Origin of the sequence: Methylocystis parvus (assembly GCF_049675845.1) — a bacterium.
Classification (GTDB): domain Bacteria; phylum Pseudomonadota; class Alphaproteobacteria; order Rhizobiales; family Beijerinckiaceae; genus Methylocystis; species Methylocystis parvus_A.
This window is the reverse complement of sequence record NZ_CP187161.1, coordinates 3,788,781-3,805,221: the sequence shown is the minus strand read 5'-3', so window position 1 is coordinate 3,805,221 and position 16,441 is coordinate 3,788,781. Positions and strand designations below refer to the sequence as shown.

The window sequence follows — 16,441 nt, the reverse complement described above, 5'->3', positions numbered from 1 at the left end:
TTAGGCCGAAAGGCGCTTGCGGCCGCGGGCGCGGCGCGCCGCGATCACGTTGCGGCCGCCGACCGTGGCCATGCGGGCGCGGAAGCCGTGACGACGCTTGCGCACGATTTTCGAGGGCTGATAAGTTCTTTTCACCGTTCTTCTCCGCGCGACGTCGGCGCAAAGGCCGCGGCCGCTCTTCTTTTCAATTATTTGCCGCGGCTTGCGCCTTGGCGGGAAAGGGGACGGCGCTCCGGCGTCCGCCGAAGGGGCCGCCACAAAGCATTCGCCGCCCCAAAAGGAGCGGCGCCGGTCGCAGGCATATAGGAGAAAGCCGCGGCTCAAGTCAATGTTATGGGCCGGGGGTTTTCGGCCGAAGGGCTGGAAAAGGCCCTCGCCTGGCGACGCCCCATGGACGGGCGGGGAGCGCTCAGCTTGACCTTTGCCTTTTGACGCTTTCTTCACTCGAAACGCCTTCAATGGGCGAATGCGTATATTCTTTCCGACCCAGATTGCGGCCGCTGCTCTTTGTCTACTCCTTGAGGGAGAATCCCTGGCGGACCCTAAACCGCCACAGGCGCAGTTTCCGGCGCGACGAACCGACGCCTCCTTCAGCGAATTCCTTTTGCACAAGAAGGAATATTTTGCGCGATACCATGCGGGCGTCCCGATGGCGTTCAAGGACGGAGCCTACCAGCCGGTCGAAATCGACCCAACCCTCGCCGAGCACGACGCGGAGGGGCGTCCCTTCTGGTGGGACGGTAGCGCCCTCGATGCGCTCGAGGAACTCCCAAGCCTACTCTTCGTGACGGAGAAATTCGACGATCTCGACAGGCTTCTCGACGACTGGACGAAGCAGGAGGCGCGGGCCGCCGACGGTAGATGGCTGCTCACGACCTTTCCGAAAGCTCTCGACGCCCAATTCAAATGGCGCGACGGCTGGGCGCGCGAGCTCGACCGCATCAATCGCTGGAAAGCGAAGTCTCCCAAGTCCGTCGGCGCCGCGCTCGCCGAGGCGGAGTATTGGTTGGACTACAGCTTGAATGCCCGGGGCGCAGGCTACAGCGACAGCGTCGATAAGGACGGCTGGCGCCTTTTCCACGAGCGGGCGCAAAAAGCGCAGCAGGCCCTGCTCGCGTCAGAGTCCTACGCCTCCGACAATCCGTTATGGGGCCTCATTTACCTTCAGGCGTCGCCTGGACTCGGCTGGTCCCATGCGGAGCAGATGCGGCTCTATCGAAAGCTGATCGCGAAGCACAAGAATTTTTACGGCTATTACTTTGCTATGGCGCAATATTTTCTTCCGCGATGGGGAGGCGACTGGCGCCTCGTGGAGCTGATTGCCCGAGAAGCCGAAGAGAACAACAAAGACCGCGAGGGCGCCGGGATGTATGCGCGCGTCTATTGGCGCGCCAGCGTTTACGGAGGCCTTGACGTCAACGTCTTCCGGGACACGCCCGCAGATTGGACGCATATGCGGGAAGGCTTCGAGAAGATAATGTCGGACTTTCCCTACAGCGCCTGGAACTTGAACGCCTACGCCATGTTCGCCTGCAGAGCCGGGGACAGGCCGACATTCGCGCGTTTGCGCAAACGAATCGGCGACGCGACGGAACCGGACGCCTGGCCGACATCGCTGTCCCTCGATCTATGCGAACACAAGTTCCCGGTCGGCAAACAGGCCTCGCCGGTCGAGCCGACCGACGGCCCGATCGACGGAAGGGAACCCGCCCCGCAGAGGCGCGGTCCATGATCGCGCCGAGGATTATCTATCCCGCGCTGAGACGCCCCTGCCCCCTCACCGCGTCACCACCGCCTTCTGCTTCTTCTCATCCGGCCGCTGAGCCATGACCTCCACCGGCTGCGCGCCGCGCGAGCCCAGCACCACCACCCGGGCGCCGGGCTGGGCCTTATTATAAAGGTCGATCGCGTCCTGATTGATCATGCGGATGCAGCCGGAGGATTCGCTGTGGCCGATGGTCCAGGGCTCGTTGGTGCCGTGGATGCGGAACAGCGTGTCCTTGTCGCCCTGCCAGAGATACATGGCGCGGGCGCCGAGCGGGTTCGACGGGCCGCCATGCATGCCCTCGCCGCTTTGCAGCTTCACCATCTTGCCCTGAAGGTCCGGGCGGCGCGCGACCATCTCCTTGGGCGGATACCAGTCCGGCCATTCCTGCTTGTTCTTGATCGTGGCGTCGCCCGACCAGACGAAGCCTTCGCGCCCGACCCCGACGCCGTAGCGCGTCGCCCGGCCGCCGCCCTCGATGAAATAAAGAAAGTGGTTTGCCGGATCGACCACGACCGTGCCCGGCGGCTCCTTGGTGGCGTAGGCCACGTTCTTGCGCAGGAATTGCGGGCTGATCTGGCTGAGCTTCACCGCCGGGACGACATGCTCGCCGTCTCGCATCTCACCGTAAACGGAGCCGTATCGCGGCTCGACGGCATCCGAGCCGAGCGAGGCGCTCCGGGAAGGCGGCTCCAGCGGCGTCGTCTCGACGGGCGCGCGTCCGACGGGGTCGGGCTCCGGCTCGACCATCGGCGGCGCAATCGGCTGGCGCTCGGGCGGCGCGGCGAGCGCCACGACATTCTGAACGTTCTGCGTGGTGTTGCATCCGGCAAGGCCGGCGGCGAGGCAGGCCAGAACCAGCGGCCTGCTGAGAGTCCGAAAATCCATGGTCAACCCGTCTTCGCAAAGGAGCGGCTTCGCCCCTTTTTACGGGAAAAGCGCGCTGGGATACAGGCTCGCAAATGCAAGAACGCCCATCGTCAGATGACGAAGCACTGTGGCGGGAAGAAGTCTCCGCGAGCTTGGGCGGCCGGAGCGCTGCGTGCGCCGAACGAGACTTGCGGCGAATCAGAAAATTCGCGCGCTCAAAAGGACCGAAACAATCCTAATTGCATCATTTTTTTGCCAAATTTGCGAACCGGCCGCGACCAGCCGCTCGCGCGCCTTTTTTTTCATGCGGCGCGGCGGATCGCGGCTACGCGCGAACGCAACTCAAATTTGCGTTCGATTGCAAATTTTTGGCTTTGCGCCCTGGAGTCGCGAAATCGTATAGATTGGGAAAGGCGCGTGATTCGCGTGCACAAGTCTCTACGCCTTCTGATGTTGCGTCGCGCGTTCCCGCTCCAGCCCGAATTAAGATTTTGGGCCGCATTGCGGGCGCAAGTGAAGGTTTATTAACCAATTCCGCTTACCGTCGAAACTAGACGGGAAGAGTCGCGGGACCAGCGAGGGTTCGCGGCGGATGCGAGCCGATGCGGCGCGCGTCGTCCTACGGATGATTCGATGGAGCTCGGTGGGGAACCAACATGCGCGTTTTATTGATCGAAGACGACAGCGCGACGGCTCAGAGCATCGAGCTCATGCTCAAATCCGAGAATTTCAACGTCTATACGACGGATCTCGGCGAGGAAGGCATCGACCTCGGCAAGCTCTATGACTACGACATCATCCTTCTCGACCTAAACCTCCCCGACATGTCGGGCTATGAGGTGCTGCGCACGCTGCGCGTCGCGAAGGTCAAGACACCGATCCTCATTCTCTCGGGCCTCGCCGGCATCGAAGACAAGGTGAAGGGCCTCGGCTTCGGCGCCGACGATTATCTGACGAAGCCCTTCCACAAGGACGAGCTCGTCGCCCGCATCCACGCCATCGTCCGCCGCTCCAAGGGCCATGCGCAGTCGGTCATCACCACCGGCGATCTCGTCGTCAATCTCGACCAGAAGACGGTCGAAGTCGGCGGCGTTCGCGTGCATCTGACCGGCAAGGAATATCAGATGCTGGAGCTGCTCTCCCTGCGCAAGGGCACGACGCTCACCAAGGAGATGTTCCTCAACCATCTCTATGGCGGCATGGACGAGCCCGAACTCAAGATCATCGACGTCTTCATCTGCAAGCTGCGCAAGAAGCTCGCCAACGCCAGCGACGGCCGCAACTATATCGAGACGGTCTGGGGCCGCGGCTATGTGCTGCGCGAGCCCAACGAAGCCGACGAGCGCATCACGGCGTAAGGACGCTTCAAAGACCTACGAAAAAGGCCACGTCCGAGCGACGTGGCCTTTTCTTTTTGTCCGCTTCGGCGTTGCAAAAAACGAAGCGACGAAGCAATCCAGCGGCGATGCTGCAGCTTCGGATTGCTTCTCGTAATCGCATTTACGCGAGCCGCAACTGTGGCGCCGTGCGGCGGCGGGCGCGCCACACGCCATCCTGCGTCACCTGCGTAAAATGCGCGTTGGCCTCGTTGGTGGGCTCCGCGGCGCCGAGGAAGAGATAGCCGCTATCGTTCAGCGCCTGGCTCAGACGCGCCAGGACGGCGCGCTTCATCTCCGGCTCGAAATACATCAGCACGTTCCGGCAGAAAATGACGTCGAAGGTCCCGAGCTCGGTGTAGTCCGAGAGCAGATTGAAGTCGCGGAAATCGATGCGCGCGCGCAAGTGTTCGTTGACGCGCCAGCTTTCGTCCTCGCGGTGGAAATAGCGCAGAAGCTGGCTCGTCGAGAGACCGCGCTGCACTTCGAACTGGCTGTAGCTGCCGGAGCGGGCCGCCTCGACCGCCGCCGTCGACAGATCGGTGGCGAGCACTTCGAGCGTCCAGCCGCGAAGCGCGACGGCGTCCTGATCGAGCGTCATCGCGAGCGAATAAGCCTCCTGCCCCGTCGAGCAGGCGGCGCACCAGAAGCGCAGGCGGCGCTCATTGGCGCGCGAGGCGATCAAATCCGGCAGGATCTGCTTGCGGAAATTTTCGAAAGGCGTCCGATCACGGAAAAAGAGCGTCTCATTGGTCGTCATGGCGTCGATTGCGTCCCGCACCAGGGTTGAATTTTCCTGACGCTCGAAAGCGTCGACGAGTTCGGCAAGATCCGCGAGGCCGTGCGCGCGCATCACGGGCGCAAGCCGGCTCTCGGCGAGATAAAGTTTGTCGGCGTCGAGCGCGATGCCCGTCAGGGCCGCGAGCTGGCGACGAAAACGCGCGAATATGAAATTCATTCGCCCGTCCTCCCGGTGGAAGAACGCGGCGCCTGACGTGACGGACCGATCCGCCGCGACGCGAATGACTGACTCATGCACAAACGCCTTCTAAAACAGGGCGTCGACTCGAAACGCGCTCCCCGCGGGGAGACCGGCCTCAGACGAGGCCGATTTCCTCGAACTTGGAGCGAACGATGTTCTGGTCGAAGGGCTTCATGATGTATTCGTCCGCGCCGGCGTGCATGGCGCGAGCGATGTGGCCGACCTCGTTCTCGGTCGTGCAGAAAACGACCTTCGGCGCGGCGCCGCCCGGCATTCTGCGCAGCGCGCACAGGAATTCGAAACCATCCATCTCCGGCATGTTCCAGTCGAGCAGAATGGCGTCGGGCATGCCCTTCTCGCATTCGGCCAGCGCGGCCTTGCCGTCCGGCGCCTCGCTGGTGCGGAAGTGCAGGCCTTCCAGAATGCGGCGCGCAACCTTGCGGATCACGGCCGAGTCGTCGACGACGAGAACCTGTTTCATGAGCTTGCTCCTCTATTAGAATTGCTCGATCTTCCGTCGCGCAGCGACGCATCGCTCAGCCGCCCGACGCGCCTCAACATCGCGTCGACGTCGAGAATGGACAGAAATCCGTCATCGTATCGATAACAACCGGCCATGAGCTCGGAGAGATGCGGGTCGATATGGCCCGGACAGGGGACGCGGTCATGCTCGTTGCAGGCGACGACGTCCTGCGTCTCGTCGACGAGCAGCGCATATTCCTCGCCGCCATGCTCGATGCCGACCGCGAGCCCGTGCGCGCGGGACGCCGCCTCGTCGAGCCAAAGACACCTGTCGAGATAGAGGGCCGTCACGATGCGTCCCCGCAGATTGGTCAGGCCCGCGACCTCCCGCGGCGCCAGCGGCACGCGCGTCAGATTGTCGAGATGGAAGATCGTCTTCACGCAATCGACCGGAATGCCGATCGTCTGGCCGCGCACCTTGATGGTGAAATGGCGGCTCTGCTCGACGGCGGCCGGCGCGCGCTTGCGACTGTAGCTGTAATCGGCGATGTCAAAGGTCATGCGGCGATCTCCGACATGATGCGCCGCTCGATGTCGTCGCCCGACGGCGAGACGTCCTTGAGCAGATCCCCGACCGCTTCGACGAGAGCGCGCCGATCGAATTTGCCGACGACCGCGCGCACGCCGCAAAGAGCGGCCGCTTCCATGGCGCTCGCGGTCCGTTGCGGGGCGAGCGCGACGACCGGCAGACCTTCGAGCCCCGGCGCCTGTCTCAGTGCGCGCGCCAGCGCGTAACCGTCCATGTCCGGCATGTCGATGTCGGTCACGGCGAGATGAATGCGCAGGCCGCGCTCCAGGAGCGAGAGCGCCTCCCGGCCCGAGACGGCCGTCGTCACCTCATAGCCCGCCGCGAGAAGAACCGGGGCCAGCATGTCGCGGAAAAACTGCTTGTCGTCGACGAGCAGAATGCGCGGACGCTGGTTGACGCCGCGCGTCACCACGCTCGGGTCGACGCTTTCGATGAAATAGGCGATGTCGAGAATGTCGACGATCTGCTCGGCGATATTGACCGTGCCGAGAACGCTCGGGTCGTCGCTCTTCTTCTGGAAGACGAGCGCTTCCTCCGCGACGTCGACGATCTCCTCCGCGATCAGCGCGATCGCCTGGCCCGCGCCGGCGAGAATGAGGATGGGATAAGAGGCCCGCTCCAGACGCATGTCCCGCGCGGCGGGAATGATGGGCATCAGCCTGCCCTCATGCAGCATCAGGAAACTATCGCCCGATGGCGAGAAGGCCGCGGCCTCCGCTTCCTCGATCCGCATGATCAGCGACAGCGGCAGGGCCTTCAGCGGCCCCGGCCCCGCGCGCATCAGAACGACGCGCGTCTTCTCGCGCTCGGGCGTCGTCGCAGCCGCCTGCGCGACCGGCCGCTGCAGCTCGGCGAAATTGTCGATCCCGGCGCGCTCGGCGATCGCTGCGGGGTCGAGGATCAGCACCACGCCGCCGTCGCCGAGAATGGTCTGGCCCGAAAAGACGCCGATGCGCGTCAGCGGCGCCACGAGCGGCTCGATCACGACTTCCTGAACGTCGGCGATGGTTTCGACAAGCAGGCCGAAGCGCACGCCGCCGACGCGCAGAATGACGGCGTAGCCGTCGCGCAAGGGCGCATCGTCCGGCTTTTCGAGGTCGAGCGACTCGCAAAGATCGACGAGGGACAAAGCGTCGCCGCGAAGGCGGAGCACCGGGGCGTCGTGGATGAGCTGGATGTGATGGTCGAACCCCTCGCCCACGCCGACGACCTCAACCACCGCCATTTGTGGAATGGCGAAGCGCGCGCCGCCGCTCGACAGGATCAAGGCCGGGGCGATGGCGAGGGTGAGCGGAATGCGGAGCGTGACCGTCGTGCCCTTGCCGGGCTTGGAGTTGAGCGAGACGGTGCCGCCGATGGACTGAATATTTTCGCGCACGACGTCCATGCCGACTCCGCGGCCGGAAACTCTCGTGACGCTCGGCGCCGTGGAGAAGCCGGGCAGCATCACGAAGTGGAAGATTTCCACGTCGCTCATGCGCGCGAGCGCTTCTTCCGTCGCGAGGCCGCGCGCAACAGCCTTCGCCTTGATGCCGGCGAGATCGAGCCCCCGCCCGTCGTCCTTCACGTCGATCGTGATCTGGCCGGCGTCATAAGTGGCGCTGACTCGGATGATTCCGGCCTCCGGCTTTCCCAGCGCGAGACGTTCGGGAACCGTCTCGAGCCCATGGTCGGCGGCGTTGCGGATGATATGGGTGAGCGGCGCGCGGATGAGCTCGATCACCTGCCGGTCGAGCTCGGTCTCCGCGCCGAAGGTCACGAGCTCGATCTTCTTGCCGAGATCGATCGAGAGATCGCGCACCAGACGCGGCAGAGTCGCGAAGAGCCGATCGACGGGCTGCATGCGCACGCGCATCACGGCGTCCTGAAGATCGCTCGTGACGCTTGAGAGATTCTGGACAGACGCCTTAACCGTCTCGTCGCCCACGGCGCTGGAAATCTCGAGCAGCTGGTTGCGCGTGAGCACCAGCTCGGAGACGATCCCCATAAGTCGGTCGAGCACGCCGACCGAGACGCGCACGGTCTCGCCCATGCGCGCGCCCGGCGCGTGGACATGCTCGGGCAGCGTGGCGAGATGCGAATTATTGAGCGGCGGGGGCGCTTCGGCGGGGTCCACGGCAGGCGCCGGGCTGGGCTCGGGAGGCGCCGCGCGCAGGCTTGCGGCGCCGAGCTCCAACTCCCGCAGCAGGGCGGAGTCGTCGCCCTCCGGCTCGGCCTCGTTGCAGGCGATGTCGATGAGCAGCGCCGAGAGGCGGTCGACGGCGGCGAGAATCAGCGACACATGGGCCGGGGTCGCCCGCGCGCCGTCGCGCAAGCGGCCGATCAACGTCTCGGTCGCGTGGGTCAGGCGCGCGACGCGCGGGAGGCTGAGAAAGCCGCTCGACCCTTTGATGGTGTGAATGTGCCGGAAAAGGCTGGCGATCAGCGCGGGATCGGCCTGGTCCTTCTCGAAGCGCAACAGCTCCACCGACGTCGCGTCGATGTGCTCTGTCGCCTCCTGAAGAAATTCCTTGAGCAGATCGTCCATGCCGCGCCCCTCGCCACAAAAAGCGGCGAACGCGCGGATTATGGGCAAGACGGGTTAAAAGAAGCGAAATCCCATCTCGCCAGCTTTAAGCCTGATGCGTTATTGGGCGCTTCAGGCCACTGCGCTTTGCGGCTCGTCGACAGGCGCGGCGGCGGCGGCTTCCGCGGGCTTGGCTTCGATCGTCACGAGCTCCGGCTCCGCCGTCACGGTGACGTCGAGGCCGCAAGCCTTGGCGACGAGGCCGGCGTAATAAGGCTGGATGGCGCGGGCGTCCATCGAGGCGTCCTCGGCCTCGCCGGCGAGCAGCGCCGGGATGGTCGCGGCGATGCGGGCGTTGGTGCCCTTCGCCTCGATCTTGAAGGCGATCTTCTCGTCTTCGCCAGTCGAGGACACCGAGATCACGCCGCCGCGCGGGATGGTGGCGTCGGCGAGCAGGCAAAGATTGAGCAGCAGCTTCACCTTGTTCTTCGACATCAGCACGCGCGGCACGCTCCAATTGAGCTGCGTGCGTTCGTCGGCGAGAAGCTGGCGCGTGACGAGCTCCGCGTCGCCCGTGTCGATCGACGCGCCCTTCGAGCCGGCGGCACCGAAAGCCAGGCGGCAGAACTGCAGACGGGCCGACGCCTCATTGGCGCTGGATTTGATGAGCGCCAGCGCGTGGCCGCGCATCTCCGCGTCCTTCTCCTCCTCCAGCACCTCGAGGCCGTTGACGATCGCGCCGACCGGAGAGATGACGTCGTGACAAACTCGCGACGACAGCAGGGCCGCGAGATCGAGTGCGTCGAGCGAGAACTGGGTCATGATGCAATCCCGGTGGCGCGCGATGGCGCGATCTGGTTAGGAGGCGCGTCGGTTATTCGCTAGTCAAACGCAAACTCGCGGACGCGGCGCGCGAATCACTGCACTTAGTCAGTGCGAAAGGTAACCGCGACTGTGCGGATTGCAAATTAAGCGCCCATTAGTCGTAAACAAAACCTAAAGGACCGTTTCATGACCGCCACGCAAGCTGAGCCTCTACATGCGGGATCCGACCGACAGGAACTCGCGCGGCTTTTCGGCGATCTTGTTGTTCGCGCAGGCGCCCTGGCGATGGAGGTGCTGGCGCGGCCGCAGATCGAGACGCAGCTCAAAAATGATAAATCGCCCGTCACCGAAGCCGACGAGCGCGTGGAGGAATATCTGTTCGAGGCGCTCGCGCGCGAGCTTCCCGGCGTGCCGATCATCGCCGAGGAGGCGGCGTCGCGCGGCGTGACGGCGCCGCATGGCGCGGCGTTCCTGCTCATCGATCCCATCGACGGCACGCGCGAATTCCTTGCGCGCAGCCCGGAGTTCACTGTCAATCTCGCGCTTATCATCGGCGAGACGCCGGTCGCCGGCGCGATCTCGGCGCCCGCGATGGGCCGCGTCTGGTTCGGCGCGACCGAAAGCTTCATGGCCGACGCGGCCCCGGGCGGCCCCCTGCCCGCCCCGCAGGATTGCCGCCTCTTGCGCACGCGCAAGGCTCCGGCCCACGGCATGACGGCGCTCGTCTCCAAATCCCATCTCGACGAAGCGACCGCCGCCTTCGTCGCGCGTCTCAACATCGCGGAGCGCATCTCGGCCGGGTCGTCGCTGAAATTCTGCGCCATCGCGGAAGGACGCGCCGACGTCTATCCGCGCTTCGGACCCACCATGGAGTGGGACACGGCGGCGGGCGACGCCATTTTGCGCGCGGCGGGCGGCGTCGTGCTCGACCCGAAGGGCGCGCCGTTCCGCTACAACAAGGCCGCGCAGAACTATAAGAACGGCGCCTTCGTCGCCTGGGGCGACCCCTCATCGGCAACGGTTTCTTAACGACGTCGCGCGACTCTTACGCAATGTGACAACGCCGCCGCAACCATGACGCGGCGGCGCCGCGCGGCGGCCGCAATCGAGACCGAACCGTCGCATGTCGTCAGTTTGCGTTTTGGAGTTCGTGCGTCATGAGCGCTTCGCATCTTTCCTCTCGCCGCGATCTCTTTCGTCTCGCAGCCGGCGCGGCGGCGAGCGTCGCTTTGCCCGGCGCGGCCCACGCCGCCCGTCCCGAGGCCTATTCGAGCGGCGAGATCGTCGAGAACGGCCATCGCTTCTTCGGCTCCATTTCGCGCGGACTCGCGGAAGGGCTGGAGAAGGCCAACAAGCAGTGGGGGCGTCCCAACGCCTATATTCTCGGCCAGGAGGCGGGCGGCGCCTTTGTCGGCGGCGTGCGTTACGGCGAGGGCTCGATGTACACCCGCAACGCCGGCCAGAAGCGCATTTTCTGGCAGGGCCCGTCGATCGGTCTCGACGCGGGCGCCGACGGCGACCGCACCATGATGCTCGTCTACAACCTGCCCGACGTCGAGGCGATCTACCGTCGCTTCGCGGGCGTCAACGGCTCGGCCTATCTCGTGGGCGGCCTCGGCTTCACGGCCCTCAACAATGAGGAAGTCGTGGTGATGCCTGTGCGCTCGGGCCTCGGCGCCCGCCTCGGCCTCGCGCTCGGCTATCTGAAGTTCACGCCGGATTCGACCTGGAATCCTTTCTGACAAGCTCTCGCTCGCGGCCGCGTCATTTTTGATTTCGGTCGGCGAACGTGGCACTCTCTCGCCCATTCCGCCCGAAAAATCCCTTGGCGGCGCGAGGTTGGCGTCTTGATCGAACAGGCGATGTATTTCGCGCTCGGCGTTCTCGTCGCCGGGCTCGTTACGCTTCTGTTTTTGCCCGCTTTCTGGCGGCGCGCGCTGCGGCTCTCCATGCGGCGGCTGCAAATGCTCGCGCCCATGTCCATGGAGGAGGTCATCGCCGAGCGCGACCTGCTGCGCGCGGAATTCGCCGTGCGCGAGCGGCGGCTCGAGCAGGAGATGGAGGCGGTGAAGGCCTCCAAGGCCTATGATCTCGCCGCGATCGGGCGCCACGCCGCGCGCGTCGCGGAAGCGGAAACGCGGCTCAAGAAGGCCGAGGCCGACAATCGCGACATGGAGCTCGCGCTGCGCGAGAGCCAGAAGACCCTCGCGGAGCGCACCGATCTCTTGCGCTCCACCGAGCTCGCGCTTCACGAAATGACCGAGCGCGCCGACCGCGACGTCGAGCGCCTGCGCCTGCTCGAATCCGACAAGGAAGAGCTCGGGCGGGAGAAGGAGGCGCAATATAGCCGCGTCGTCGCGCATGAAGCCAAGATCGGCGCCCTGCACGAGCAGAACACGCAGCTCCAGCGAGAGCTGGAGGAGCTGAAGGAAAAATTCGCGCACGCCTCGACGGAGGCCGCCAAGGTGCCCGGGCTCATCAAGGACTATAACGAGACCTTCGAGAAGCTTCAGCGCGCGCTCGAGCATGAGCGGGAGGCGGCGAACGACCGGGACGAGACGCGCGCCGCTCTCTCGGCCGAACAGGAGCGCCGTCGCAACGAGGTCGATCATCTCGAAAATGCGCTGCGCAACGCCCGGGCGGAGGCGCGCGACAACGCCGACAAGCTGGAAGTCGCGCGCGCCGACAACTCGATGCTGCATGGCGCGGTGGAAGTCCTGCGCGCCGAACGCGCGAACCGGCGCCGCGAGGGCGCAGGGGCGGCCGCGGCCGATACGTCGCCGGCGGATGTCGACGCCTTACGCCAGACGCTGATCGATTTCGGCGAGCGCGTGACGCGGCTGGCGGAGCCCGCACGCGCTGAATGACGAGCGCTTGACCCTGCGCCCACGCTTTGGGAAAAGTGCGCATCTTCAATTCATTCCATGAGGGTGCAAGCGTGTTTTTCGTCGCTCTTTGTTTCGACAAACCTGGTCAGGTCGATCTGCGCATGGCCACCCGCGCCGACCATCTCGCCTTCCTCGAGGAGCATGCGTCGAAAGTAAAACTCGGCGGCCCGTTCCTCGACGGCGAGAAGCCCGTGGGCTCCATGCTCATCCTCGATTGCGCCGATTACGCCGAGGCGCGCGATCTTCTCGCGCAAGACCCCTACGCCAAGGCCGGCCTGTTCGAGCGGGTGGAGCTGCGCGCCTGGAAGCGCGTTGTCGGAGCGGACATCTGATGGCCCATTGGCTCCTGAAAAGCGAACCCTCGACATGGTCCTGGGACCAGCAGGTCGCCGCGGGGGCCAAGGGCACGTTCTGGAACGGCGTGCGCAACCATCTCGCCAAGAAGCATCTGATGGCGATGAAGAAAGGCGAGCGCGGCTTCTTCTACCACTCGAACGAAGAGCGCGCGATCGTCGGCGTCGTCGAGATCATCAAGGAATATTACCCCGACCACACGGACGAGACCGGCAAATTCGGCATGGTCGACGTGAAGGCGGTGAAGGCTTTGAAAAAGGCGGTGACGCTCGCCGACATCAAGGCCGAGCCGCGCCTGGCGGAGATGGTGCTCGTGAATAATTCGCGGCTGTCCGTGCAGCCGGTGTCGGACGAGGAATGGGCGGTTGTGATGGCGATGGCGGGGGAGAAATAAAAAAGCTCCCGCTCACATGCCCGCCATCTTGCGTCGCAGCGCCAACTGCCCTTCCGCCTGCGCGAGGTTCTTCGCGACAGTCTCGTGATCGTGCGGCGCCGCCTCGGGCGTAAACACCTCGAGCGCGCGCCGGAAGTCCGCAACGGCGTCGGCAAGGCGCGTAACAGCCTCGCGGTGGTCGATCGCCTTGTCGCCCATCTCCCGATAGACGAGGCCCATGCCATTCTGCACGGCGGCCCACATCATTGGCTCCCGCTCGTGAGAAAACTCTTTGAGCGCCTCGTTGAACGCCGCGAGGCTCTGCTGCAGTTTTGCCGGATCGACCGTCCGCTTGCCGAAGACGAAATACGCATCGCCGAGATTGAACTGCGTCTGCGCCCATTTGAGGGGCGCCGTTTCGCGGGTGCGATCGGCAAAGGCCAGCAACGAATTGGCTGCGTTGTTCGTGACGCGCCCGTATTCGACCGGATTTTTCTCGCGCGTGATTTCCTTCAGCGCCTCGACATAGGCCAGCACCGAGTCACGGAACGCCGCCACGCCGTCCTTGCGCTCGCCAAGCTTGCCGAAAGCGGCGCCGAGATCGGCCTGCACCTCGGCCCAACGCTCGGGATTGCGCTTGCGCGTCCAATATTCAAGAGCGGCTCGATAGGCGGAAACCGCCTCCTCCAGTTCGGCCGTTCCCGACTTCGACACGGAAAGCCGGACGAGCGCCGCTCCGAGCGCCTGCTCGAACATTGCCCAAAGCTGCGGGCTCTGCGCCCGCATCCCCTTGATCTCCTTGAGACCGACGCGAAGCGTCTGCGCGGCGAGCGAGAGATCGGTCTCCGGCGCATTGGGCGTCGCCATCGCAATGATGGCGGCGTCCTTCATGGTCATGCCCTTGGCCGGGTCTTCACGAGCGGGCGCCGGCTTGGGAGCGACCCGCGCATAAGCGGGGCCGCTGACGCAAATAAGGGAAGTCGCCGCAAGGGCGGCCGCCAACCATCTCGTCAATGCGGAGGACAGGCGCGGGTTCTGATGCGACGGCATGTTTCCCTCATTCTCAAACGCCAAGCGAAGCGCCCGACGAGGGAAATTTGGCGCCGCAAGAGTCGCGGCGCTGTGCTGCGGAACACGAAGGGCGCTGAGCGCGTGGCGGACGCGCCAATCGGCCCCTTCCGCGGTCAGCCCCCGGTCCGCGTCGTATCCCCCGCCACCGCCGGCTGGTCCTTCATGCCGTTCTTGATCTTGTCGAGGATCTTCGGCAGGTCTTCCGGGTCGGGGTTCAAGTCGCGCGCATGGTTCCACTGGAACTGCGCTTCGAGCTTGCGGCCGACGCGCCAATAGGCGTCTCCGAGATGGTCGTTGATGACGGGATCGGAAGGCTTCAGGTCGATCGCCTTCTCCAGCTCCCGCACGGCGTCATCATAACGGCCAAGGCGGTAATAGGCCCAGCCGAGACTGTCGACCACATAGCCGTCACGCTGGCGCAGATCGACCGCGCGGCGAAGCATCTTGAAAGCCTCGTCGAGATTGGTCCCCTGATCGACCCAGCTATAGCCGAGATAATTGAGTACGAGCGGCTGGTCGGGATTGAGCTCCAGCGCCTTTTTGAGGTCGGCCTCCGCGGCCTTCCAATCCTTGCGGCGCTCATTGGCGATGCCGCGATAGTAATAGAGCAGCCACTGGGCCTTTTCGGGCTTGGGCTGCAGCTCGATCACGCGCGAATAGGTCGCAGCCGCGTCGGAGAAGAGCTTGCGCGAGCGCTGGAGATTACCCAGCGCCGTGAGCGCTTCCTGATTTTTGGGATTGGCCGAAACCACCGCCGCGAGATGCTCGGTCGCTTCCTTCGACTTGCCGAGCGTCTCCAGCAGCAGCGCCGCCTGCACGTCGGCGTTGACGCGCAGCGGGCTGTCCTTCGGCACGCTGTCATAGAGGTCGATCGCCGTCGCCTCCTGCTTCATGCGCTCATAGACGTCGCCCAGCGTGATGATCGCGAGCGCGTTTTCCGGCGCGAGCGCGAGGGAGAGGCGCAGATAAATGAGCGATGCGAGTTCGTCGCCCTGCCGGCCGCCCACGGCGCCAAGGCCGTAGAGCACCTCGGCCGCGCCCTCGTCGGGCGTGCGCACGAAAGGCGGCAGCGGCTTGCCTTCGTCCAGCGCCGTAATGCCGGCGACGATGATCGGATGGCCGGGCGCCACCTCGTCGAAGCCCTGATAGAGCTTCTTAGCCTCGTCGCGCTGCCCCTTGCTCGCAAGGAAGCGGGCGTAGGCGTCGACGAGACGCAGCGTGTTCTTTTCGGCGGCGTAGGCGGATTTGAAGCGCTTCTCCGCTTCGGCCTTGTCGCCGCCCATATCCGCGATCAACGCCGCGTGATAGTCGCGGAAGACGACGAAGGCCTCGTCATTGAGCTGGTCGAGCGTCGCAAGCGCCTTGCGCGTGTCCTTCGCGCCCGCATAGGTCCAGGCGACGAGCAGCGTCGAGGTGATGTCGCGGCGCTTGTCGCCGCCGCCCTTGGCGAGTTCGGCGCGCGCGGCGGCCCAGCGACGGTTCTTGATGAAGTCGACGCCCTTGGTCAGATGGGCGAGGCCGTTGCCCTTGTCGTGCGCGATGACGCGCGGGGCGAGCGAGACGGCCTCGGGCATGTTGCCGTTGGCGAGCGCGGCGACGAAAGCGCGGTCGACGAGGTCCTGATTATTGGGATCGTCGCGCAGCGCCTCGCGGAAGAAGGTCGAGGCCGCGAGCGTGTCGCGCTCCGCGCCCGCAACGATCGCGGCGAGATAATTGCCCGAGAGGCTCGAGCCGACCTCGAAAGGCCGCGCAACCGAGAGATTGCCCTCGCGGGCCAGCGCATAGCTCGCGCTCGGAAAACCTCCGAGCGCGGCGAAAGCGAGACCGCCACGCAGCAAAAGGCGAAACACCGGGGCGAGCGGGCGGGCGAGATGGGGCACAGGCGCTTTCCTAGACGAGAGGCGGAGCACCTATGCGCGGTACGCAGCGGATCCGCCGGAACGAGTGGCCGGAATGTTCAGATTCGCGCGTAAAGATGGCCGTTTTGGGAGCGGGTTGCAAGGCGAAAGGGACCGCCTCGCCTTATCCCCCGCAGACGTCCTCGAGTTCGCTCGCGAGGTCGCGCCCGCAGAGGTCGGCGCCTTCGATAAAAGGCGTCGCGGGCGAGAGCGCGACGCCGCATGGCAACACCATCCAGCTCCGCGCCCGCCAGGCGCCGTCCTTCCCCTTCTTGAACTGCGAACAGGCGAGGCCGCTTGTCGATTCGAGCTCTTGCGCCTGCAAGAGGGCGGCGGTCGAGAGCAGGATCAAGGCGGCGATGGAGAGACGGCGCATGGAATGTCTCCTGAAGCCAAACGAATCTGCATGCTTCAGAAGCCTAGACCGAAAAGCTTGGCGGCAGGCAAAAGCGCGCCATGCAGTTTGAATAAAAAAGGCGGCG

Annotated in this window: 17 protein-coding genes; 7 read left to right on the top strand and 10 right to left on the bottom strand. The window is 64.9% G+C overall.

The features are described 5' to 3' along the window. Entirely contained in the window at positions 1-135 is a 135-nt protein-coding gene (gene rpmH / locus ACPFMJ_RS19675; RefSeq protein WP_116638084.1) for a 50S ribosomal protein L34, read from the bottom strand. Between the two features lie 514 nt (positions 136-649). On the opposite strand from rpmH, the gene ACPFMJ_RS19670 reads away from it, so the two are divergent. After that, positions 650-1,732, top strand: coding sequence for a DUF4034 domain-containing protein (locus ACPFMJ_RS19670; RefSeq protein WP_424361580.1), 1,083 nt, complete (start codon positions 650-652; stop codon positions 1,730-1,732). A 45-nt stretch (positions 1,733-1,777) separates the two neighbouring features. Here the strand turns inward: ACPFMJ_RS19670 and ACPFMJ_RS19665 are convergent, their stop codons facing one another. Continuing rightward, positions 1,778-2,653, bottom strand: coding sequence for a L,D-transpeptidase (locus ACPFMJ_RS19665; protein WP_424361579.1), 876 nt, complete (start codon positions 2,651-2,653; stop codon positions 1,778-1,780). A 638-nt stretch (positions 2,654-3,291) separates the two neighbouring features. Here ACPFMJ_RS19665 and ctrA point away from each other — a divergent pair. Continuing rightward, on the top strand, positions 3,292-3,993 hold the full coding sequence (ctrA, locus tag ACPFMJ_RS19660; protein WP_016920268.1) for a response regulator transcription factor CtrA: 702 nt from the start codon (positions 3,292-3,294) through the stop codon (positions 3,991-3,993). Positions 3,994-4,135: 142 nt separating this feature from the next. Here the strand turns inward: ctrA and ACPFMJ_RS19655 are convergent, their stop codons facing one another. From ACPFMJ_RS19655 to chpT, 5 genes are all read right to left on the bottom strand, one after another. Beyond that, complete coding sequence (locus ACPFMJ_RS19655; protein WP_424361578.1) at positions 4,136-4,969, bottom strand: CheR family methyltransferase; 834 nt, start codon at positions 4,967-4,969, stop codon at positions 4,136-4,138. Positions 4,970-5,108: 139 nt separating this feature from the next. After that, a complete protein-coding gene (locus ACPFMJ_RS19650) occupies positions 5,109-5,474 on the bottom strand; it encodes a response regulator (protein WP_424361577.1) in 366 nt (121 codons plus the stop codon). Continuing rightward, a complete protein-coding gene (locus ACPFMJ_RS19645; RefSeq protein WP_424361576.1) occupies positions 5,471-6,016 on the bottom strand; it encodes a chemotaxis protein CheW in 546 nt (181 codons plus the stop codon). The genes ACPFMJ_RS19650 and ACPFMJ_RS19645 overlap by 4 nt, the downstream gene beginning before the upstream one ends. Then, positions 6,013-8,571, bottom strand: a complete 2,559-nt coding sequence (locus ACPFMJ_RS19640; protein WP_424361575.1) for a hybrid sensor histidine kinase/response regulator — start codon at positions 8,569-8,571, stop codon at positions 6,013-6,015. Before ACPFMJ_RS19640 ends, ACPFMJ_RS19645 begins: the two co-directional genes overlap by 4 nt. A gap of 111 nt (positions 8,572-8,682) precedes the next feature. Further along, the gene (chpT, locus tag ACPFMJ_RS19635) at positions 8,683-9,372 is read right to left on the bottom strand and encodes a histidine phosphotransferase ChpT (protein ID WP_424361574.1); all 690 of its coding nucleotides are present in this window, start codon (positions 9,370-9,372) and stop codon (positions 8,683-8,685) included. Between the two features lie 189 nt (positions 9,373-9,561). Here chpT and cysQ point away from each other — a divergent pair, with 189 nt between their 5' ends. From cysQ to ACPFMJ_RS19610, 5 genes are all read left to right on the top strand, one after another. After that, the gene (gene cysQ / locus ACPFMJ_RS19630; protein WP_424361573.1) at positions 9,562-10,404 is read left to right on the top strand and encodes a 3'(2'),5'-bisphosphate nucleotidase CysQ; all 843 of its coding nucleotides are present in this window, start codon (positions 9,562-9,564) and stop codon (positions 10,402-10,404) included. Positions 10,405-10,532: 128 nt separating this feature from the next. Then, positions 10,533-11,117, top strand: coding sequence for a DUF1134 domain-containing protein (locus ACPFMJ_RS19625; RefSeq protein WP_424361572.1), 585 nt, complete (start codon positions 10,533-10,535; stop codon positions 11,115-11,117). Positions 11,118-11,222: 105 nt separating this feature from the next. Continuing rightward, positions 11,223-12,242 (top strand): hypothetical protein, encoded by a 1,020-nt coding sequence (locus ACPFMJ_RS19620; RefSeq protein ID WP_424361571.1) that lies wholly within the window; start codon positions 11,223-11,225, stop codon positions 12,240-12,242. A 71-nt stretch (positions 12,243-12,313) separates the two neighbouring features. Continuing rightward, positions 12,314-12,595, top strand: a complete 282-nt coding sequence (locus tag ACPFMJ_RS19615; RefSeq protein ID WP_424361570.1) for a YciI family protein — start codon at positions 12,314-12,316, stop codon at positions 12,593-12,595. Beyond that, on the top strand, positions 12,595-13,011 hold the full coding sequence (locus ACPFMJ_RS19610) for an EVE domain-containing protein (RefSeq protein WP_424361569.1): 417 nt from the start codon (positions 12,595-12,597) through the stop codon (positions 13,009-13,011). The genes ACPFMJ_RS19615 and ACPFMJ_RS19610 overlap by 1 nt, the downstream gene beginning before the upstream one ends. A gap of 12 nt (positions 13,012-13,023) precedes the next feature. On the opposite strand, the gene ACPFMJ_RS19605 is transcribed toward ACPFMJ_RS19610, so the two are convergent. The 3 genes from ACPFMJ_RS19605 to ACPFMJ_RS19595 all read right to left on the bottom strand — a co-directional run bounded on the left by ACPFMJ_RS19605 (position 13,024) and on the right by ACPFMJ_RS19595 (position 16,335). Further along, positions 13,024-14,040 (bottom strand): hypothetical protein, encoded by a 1,017-nt coding sequence (locus tag ACPFMJ_RS19605; protein ID WP_424361568.1) that lies wholly within the window; start codon positions 14,038-14,040, stop codon positions 13,024-13,026. A 134-nt stretch (positions 14,041-14,174) separates the two neighbouring features. Next, the gene (locus ACPFMJ_RS19600; RefSeq protein WP_424361567.1) at positions 14,175-15,941 is read right to left on the bottom strand and encodes a tetratricopeptide repeat protein; all 1,767 of its coding nucleotides are present in this window, start codon (positions 15,939-15,941) and stop codon (positions 14,175-14,177) included. Between the two features lie 142 nt (positions 15,942-16,083). After that, positions 16,084-16,335 carry a hypothetical protein gene (locus ACPFMJ_RS19595; RefSeq protein WP_424361566.1) on the bottom strand — a complete coding sequence of 84 codons (252 nt, stop codon included), beginning with the start codon at positions 16,333-16,335 and terminating at the stop codon, positions 16,084-16,086. Positions 16,336-16,441 lie beyond the last annotated feature (106 nt).